The following is a 6,484-nucleotide window of genomic DNA, read 5'->3' on the forward strand; positions in this document are numbered from 1 at the left end:
TGGGGAATAGGGAATGGGGAATAGGAAATTGGGCATTGGGCATCCCTTCGGCTTCGCTCAGGGCAAGTGGGCATTGGGCATTGGTTATTAATTTTTGTCCCTCACTCCCTCACTCCCTCATCTCCCCGTGCAGAAAACCCTTCAAAAGAAAAGCAAATATCCGTTGGAACATTGCAATTCATTCCGAGCAATTGGCACATGGATATTGTCGCTCTCAATTTTTGACTACGGCCTCAGGATCAAGATACTTCAGAATGCTGCCTTGATTCTGGAGCGATCGCTTCAATCTTAAAATTTCATGGGGCATTGGGCATTGGGCATTGGGCATTGGGCATTGGGGATTAGTTAAGACTCATCATTTAACTAATGACTAATGACTAATGACTAATGACTAATGACTAATGACTAATGACTAATGACTAATGACTAACTATATTGAATCCTGAATCTGTTTTGTAGGATACAAAAATCTAACTTTTGAGGACAATGTGTACCAGGAAATTAACATCTTTTGGCTGTAGATGGATTTACAAAATCATGTAAATTTTCATCCCAAATGCTGATGTAAATAAAATCACATTTTTGGCGGATAATCTGACCCTTGACTGAGCCATTATTAAAACTAAAATTATCAGACTGACGCTGTTGTACCTGTTTGAGTCCCTGCTTAATTTCTTCAGTGGCTTGCCCACCTAACATTCCATTCAAGGTATCCTCCATTACCTGCGGTTCTACTGATTGGGCAAAAGATACCTCAGTTTGACGTAACACTTTAGAATTACGATCAAATAAGTAGCCAAGGTCAATTTTGTTTGGCACTAGTTTGTAAACGACAGCACGGGTTTTGCCCCATGCACCTCTTAAATCTTGATTTGGTTTGCCAAGGGTAGCTTCTACGGCGCTTCTTGGTGTACCTGTAGGAAATGCGGGAACACTTTGGCTACTAGTCGTGGCAGCTAATTTACTAAGCGGCTGATTATTTTTCAGTGGTGCTGAAGGCGCTTCTGGTGTAGGAGGTGCAATATTCTCTGGTTCTGGCTGTGGTGTGGATACTACTGGCGCTGGAGTATCTGAAATTACAGGTTCCCTCTCTGGCTGTGGTATAGATACAACTGGGGGATTAAAGGTGGGCAAAGGATCGGGAATTACTCGCCGTCGTGCTGGTGAAGTCGGTACAACTGGGACTGGAGAAGTTTGGGAAGAAATGGGCGGTTCGGTAAATGCAGGAGTGGGTAAAGATTCTGGCGATGGGGTGGGACTTGTGGCAATGGTTGTTTCTGGTTGTTGCTGACGAGTGATGTTAGAAATTGCTACTGCACCAAGCAAGCCGCCTATCAGCAAACTAACAACAATCACAGCAGGTTTTTGCCAGTTTCCACCAGAAGAAGACGGTGCGATCGCAGAATTTTTTAGCGATGAATACAATGCCTGGGTTTGTCGAGTCGATGTAGTAGGAGAAAAAATGACTGTGGGAGTATTTGCAGCTAACTCAGGAGGTATATTATTAACAGACTGTAAAGCGTGTAGCATTTTACTAGCAGTGCTGTAGCGATCGCCAGCATGAGGCTTAATTGCTTGATTGAGTACCGCCGCCAATTTTGAAGAGACGTTAGGGGCGTGATCTTGCCAAAGTATTTCTCCAGTTTTGAGATCAGTTGGTAATTCTTGGGGGTGTTTGCCAGTCAGCAGATAAATCGCCGTTAAGCCTAAGCTGTAGATATCAGTGGCGTAAACTGGGCGGCCAACGGCTTGTTCGCTAGGCATATACTCAGGCGTACCAATGACAAGCGATCGCGTCGGGTATCCTGGAGAACTCACCACTGAACGGATTGTTTCTTTGACTGCACCAAAATCAATCAAAACTGGCTTGCCATCACTAGAACGGAGAATAATGTTCTCAGGCTTGATATCCCGGTGAATAATGCCTTTGCTGTGGACATAATCTAAAACCCAAAGCAGACTCCAGAGAATTTGCCGAACAGCAGTTTCACTCTCAAATCCTTTGGCTTCGACAATTTTTGTTAGGGTTTGGCCGTGAATCCATTCTTGGACGAGGTAAAATTGCCCGTTCTCAGAAAAGTAGGCGTAGAGTTTCGGAATTTGGTTACTACTTTCACCTAAAAACTCCAAGGTTGCTGCTTCCCGTTCAAACCGTTGTTGGATAAGTTGATAGGCTTGCGGGTCATTATTGGTTATCGGCTTTAGTTGCTTGATTACACACCGACGACGAGAAGGCATATGGACATCTTCTGCCAGAAAGGTTTCGCCAAACCCACCAGCGCCGATTACCTGGATAACTTGATAGCGATTGTTTAGCAGGGTTAAAGTCATGAAAAATCACAAGCGTAAACACCGGAGACATTTTGCCTCTGGGCTTGTCGTCAGACATCGCCCTTTTCAAATGTACATCACATGAGTTCTTGACACTAGTAAACTCAACGAGGTTGTCACCAACCCCGTTGGTCTTCAAAACCGTGCTTAATAGTTTCCCATTACACGGCTCCTCAATGACTCGGCACGTTGTCATGTGTACTTCACAACTGAACCATCCTCAGTTGTCTTTTCATCGTGGCAGTGTCTGTGTAATATCTGAAGATTTTTATATTCGTCTTTGCCTCCCAAAGTTTTGGGGGTTTTGTGGTCAATCTCCAGTACATCCTCCTCTCGAAAGTACATTCTGCAGTGGGTACACTTCCCTTTTTGTTTCTTTAAGAGTGTTGCCACTCTCAGAGTCGTTTCGGGGTGTTTCCCCATTCTTGAACTCCAGTAAATTAGGTTGCCATCGTAGGGACTGGCATCGCCTTCGACTTTCACATGACGGATAATCTTTGTTTCCGTGTGTGACTGTAACCGCATCGGGTTTTTACCCTCCTGCCTGGTTGCGAATACCCAATTATCATCGCCTATGGTTTGCCAATATTTCTTTGACACCCATCCCCCAGACTTTTGGGGGTGGCGGTGTTGCGCCCAAGCTTTTAGCTTTAGATATATGAGATTATCTAAGTCAGCAAAGATAACCTTACTTACTGATGTTGAGTAGTAGTTAGACCATCCTATTATTACCGGGTTTAGTCGGCTGATTAACGCCATTTGTGGCGCTGCTTTATGGTCATCGATGATACTTGCTACTCGGTCGTAATGTATCTTTTGCTTTTCCTTGCTTGGGGTGATGATTGTCTTGAAACCTTGTTTTGAGTCGTATTTACTCACTTTCCAATGTCTTATGTTAAAACCGAGAAAATTAAACCCCGGTTTTTCTGACCCATACTCATTTAGAGTGTGAGTTAGACGTGTTTTGTCAGGCTTCAATTCCAGACCCATGTCTATTAACCATTCAGAGATTATCTCCCTGCATCTTTGGACAACGGTTATGTCTTTATGTAGAATCACAAAGTCATCGGCGTATCGGATAAATCGGGGGCTTACAAACTTTGTACCTTTTTTGTGGTACCAAGTTTCCCTCATGGTTTGAGACATTTCTGGGAATGCCTTATTTATCCTTTCTTCCATCCCGTGAAGGGCAATATTAGCTAGTAATGGAGAAATCACCCCACCCTGCGGCGTACCCTCAGATGTTGGAAACAACTGCCCTCCATCCATCACCCCCGCTTTTAACCATGCTCGAACTTGTCGGCGGATGGTGGGAGATGTATTTAGTTTTATTAGCAGTGCTTCATGGTCGATGCGGTCGAAGCATTTTGCGATATCGGCATCCAAAACAAATTTTGGATTTCTATGAATGCTGGAAAATATTGCCTCTCTTGCATCATGACATGAGCGCCCAGGTCTGAACCCGTATGAGTTAGGTTCAAATCGCGCTTCCCATTCCGGCTCTAATGCCAGTTTGAACAGCGCTTGCAAGGCTCGGTCGTTTATTACGGGAATACCCAGAGGTCGTTTCTCATCCGTTCCTGGTTTGGGAATCCAAACCCGTCGTGTCGGTTTCACCTTTGAGTTAGGTTTTAATTTGGCAACCAGTATCAAACGTGCTTCTGGGGATAGTGATTTAACACCGTCCACTCCTGCTGTCTTTTTTCCCTGGTTATCTTGTGTAACCCGACGAACCGATAAACATTTTGCTGCCCAGGAATTCATCAGCGTCTTCTGAAGTCTGCGAAATGCTTTGACATCACCACGACGAGATGCTTTGTAAATTCGTTTTTGCAACTTCAAAACACGTCGTTCTAACTTGCGCCAATTGATGTGTTTCCATTCCACCATCGATTCATTACTCTTTACCTTTCTAATTGGGTTAGTCTTCGTGGGAAGAAAACCGTTTTTATTGGGTTTAGGAGCAATTTGTCGTGTATTAGACTTTTGCATTGCTACTCATAACTTTACAATCCAAATCACCGTAAGTCCGTCAGCATATCCTTGTCATTACAACAGGGCGTTCGCTTTTGACTTAATCTTTCCTCTCGTTGCATACGGTTAGCACCTACTCAGTTATCGACCTTGCTGAGGGCAGACGAAAGGTTACTTCGTTCCGAATAACCATTGTTAGAACCTTTAGAATGATGCTATCCACCGGGTTTATTGGGGGTGCAACTGGTCAAGCTGAGCATTGCCAGCCCCTTTTTATCCTTTGCCTTTTGGCTCCAACGCATTAAGCCTTATTTCGCTGGTTCTTCATTACGATGGTTCATCGCATCTTTGCTTTCGCTATTCCTGGATTCATGCTCGAAGGGGAACCAGCTTAGGCTGCCAGTTGTTCCTCCTTTTCATCCCGCTTTACGGATTGATGGCTAGTCGCTACCGTAGGGATAATGCTGTTACCGTTGCACCTACGGAGAGGGGCTTCTCCTTAGTTTCCTTTGGAGTCACCCTCATGGTTATTCAGTTATCATCTGAGAGAGATTAAAGTGCGAACTCTACCCATTAAGGGTTATCTCTCAAATGTCACTCATCCCTGAATATTTCTATTCATTTCGAGTGAACGAATCGCACCTCAGGTCTAAAGACACTGAGATTCTGCGGACAGAATAGCTTTAGGTAAAACCCAAAGTCTAACTCTCGCTACGGTTGTCAAAGCCCGTCTACCCAGTAAGCCTAAGTCTAAGCTTAGATTGCTGGCTACTTTTGTTAAAATATTTGCCGCTCCATTAAGGTCAGCATTAACAATCAGTCCGTTAGCTGACCAATACAATCCACGCTCAATTCGTCTACCTGATGCTTTCCACCATAAAGGCTTTTCGCCGTACCTGGGTAGGGAGTCTCCATCTAAGTAACTGGCTTTTGATGTGTAGGATTCTTCAGTCTCTTGATACCTAATTCCGTGCAATTCGCAAAGCTGTTTTAGTCTGTCTTTAAGTTTGCCTAAAGGCATTTGAACAAACTTTTGATTGTTCAGTCTATCCATGTAAACATTAGATTTAAAGCCTTCATTCCAGCCAATTACTAATGTTCCAATACCATATTTGAGACAATGGTCGATAATTAGCTTTGCTGCTTTGTTGATACCGTCGCGCATCTGATGGTTACGTTTACGGGTCACACGGTCTAACCAGCTATCCCAATACGCTTCTGGCTTACCTTCTGAGCGTGTCGATACTTTCTTGTTCCATAACTGATTCATCGCCTTCATCACACGAGCATCAATCAACAAGGAATTACCCAATGTATCAACACAAGCTGCTAAATTATCAGCAGTTCCCAGGTCAATAGACAATGCCTGACTTATATCTAGGTCGTGTTTTTGTTTGGCTAATTCGTAGCAAATCTCAAGGTAAAAAGCGCCATTCTTGGGTAAAATCGTAAACTCTTTGACCTTGGAATAATCAATGTTTGACGGCATTGGTAGGAAAAATTCAGACACCCCAAACCATCTTCTAACCGTCAGCCCCAAAGAAAATCTAATTTGCCCATTAATTAATGTTGGTCTTTGTCCTCCTGAGTTTGGGTAGGCGACTTTGAATAACTTTGACCCTTTTAGATAATTAGGTGGTTTTGGTCTGAAATGTAGCTCACCTTTTAAATACAAGTTTCTCAATTCTTTGAAGGACTTGAACGCCTCGGCAACTGACATTAAAGTTTGCTGCATTGGTGTAGAAGGCAGAGATTGAGCAACTATTGATTTTGCAATTGATGGTTCAAAAGCTAAGTCAAATTTGCCAGTTAGCAGCTTATTTGTTTTGAAAAAGATTTGACGTGCAAAATAAACCCCACTATTGTAAAGCTTCCCTGATTGTTGACAAAGATAGTCTAATAACGCTTTAGTTTCACCATCTGGGTACAGCAAAATTTGCTGAACTCCCATGTTTTTCTTGTTTTTAACCAATTCAATTGACCAACAGTATTTGTTGACTACTAAATAGTAATCAATTAAACTGAAATTTGTCAATGGCTATACACTAAAAGATAAATATTTTATGTTAACTCAGGAAGATTATAAAACTCACAATCATGTTAAGTTCTTGGTTAACTACCATTTTGTATGGATTCCCAAACGCAGAAAAAAAGTTTTAATAGGTGAGGTAGCAACAAG

The 6,484-nt window shown here is 42.9% G+C and carries 3 protein-coding genes and 2 pseudogenes; 1 reads left to right on the forward strand and 4 read right to left on the reverse strand.

Features of this window, described 5'->3' with window-relative positions:
• Positions 1-122 precede the first annotated feature (122 nt).
• From LC574_RS20625 to LC574_RS20640, 4 genes and pseudogenes are all read right to left on the reverse strand, one after another.
• Positions 123-200, reverse strand: a pseudogene (locus LC574_RS20625) (class II glutamine amidotransferase); the annotation flags it as partial.
• Between the two features lie 301 nt (positions 201-501).
• Positions 502-2,331 (reverse strand): serine/threonine-protein kinase, encoded by a 1,830-nt coding sequence (locus LC574_RS20630; RefSeq protein WP_229455311.1) that lies wholly within the window; start codon positions 2,329-2,331, stop codon positions 502-504.
• Positions 2,332-2,523: 192 nt separating this feature from the next.
• Complete coding sequence (gene ltrA / locus LC574_RS20635) at positions 2,524-4,323, reverse strand: group II intron reverse transcriptase/maturase (protein ID WP_229455313.1); 1,800 nt, start codon at positions 4,321-4,323, stop codon at positions 2,524-2,526.
• 631 nt (positions 4,324-4,954) lie between these two features.
• Complete coding sequence (locus LC574_RS20640; protein ID WP_229455314.1) at positions 4,955-6,256, reverse strand: transposase; 1,302 nt, start codon at positions 6,254-6,256, stop codon at positions 4,955-4,957.
• Between the two features lie 112 nt (positions 6,257-6,368).
• Here LC574_RS20640 and LC574_RS20645 point away from each other — a divergent pair.
• Positions 6,369-6,484, forward strand: a pseudogene (locus LC574_RS20645) (IS200/IS605 family transposase); the annotation flags it as partial.

The sequence above is a fragment of the Nostoc sp. CHAB 5715 genome, assembly GCF_020829685.1.
Lineage (GTDB): Bacteria > Cyanobacteriota > Cyanobacteriia > Cyanobacteriales > Nostocaceae > Nostoc.